The 471-nt window shown below is 50.7% G+C and carries 1 rRNA gene; it reads right to left on the minus strand.

Going from position 1 to position 471, the window contains the following annotated elements:
- Nucleotides 1-324: 324 nt before the first annotated feature.
- Nucleotides 325-471: ribosomal RNA gene (locus AC1DKV_RS40540) — 16S ribosomal RNA — on the minus strand; the annotation flags it as partial.

Here is a 471-nt window from a genome sequence, read left to right on the forward strand (position 1 = left end):
ACAGGATGAGTTCTCGCATTTGTGCCGTATTCCAAGTCATCTTTCGATCACTTAAATACATTTCRGTTGATACAATCACAACCCGGTATCGTGTTTTGTACTGCAGCGTCTCATCAACGCTTCACGACACCTTTACTACATCCCATATTTTTAAAGAACAGCCGAGCGAGACCTGGTCCCGTTCGTCTTGGCAAAGCCAAATGCAAGCGCTCAAAGCTAAGCGCTTGCATTTGACCATGCAACGCAGGACACGCTGCGCGCATCCYGGCTCCAACAACTAACAAACCGATAAGTGTGAACGCTCGACTTGAGATGCACGCTCTGAAAGGAGGTGATCCAGCCGCACCTTCCGATACGGCTACCTTGTTACGACTTCACCCCAGTCATGAACCCTGCCGTGGTAATCGCCCTCCTTGCGGTTAGGCTAACTACTTCTGGCAAAACCCACTCCCATGGTGTGACGGGCGGTGT

The sequence above is a fragment of the Cupriavidus sp. 05T41 genome (genome assembly GCF_056396525.1).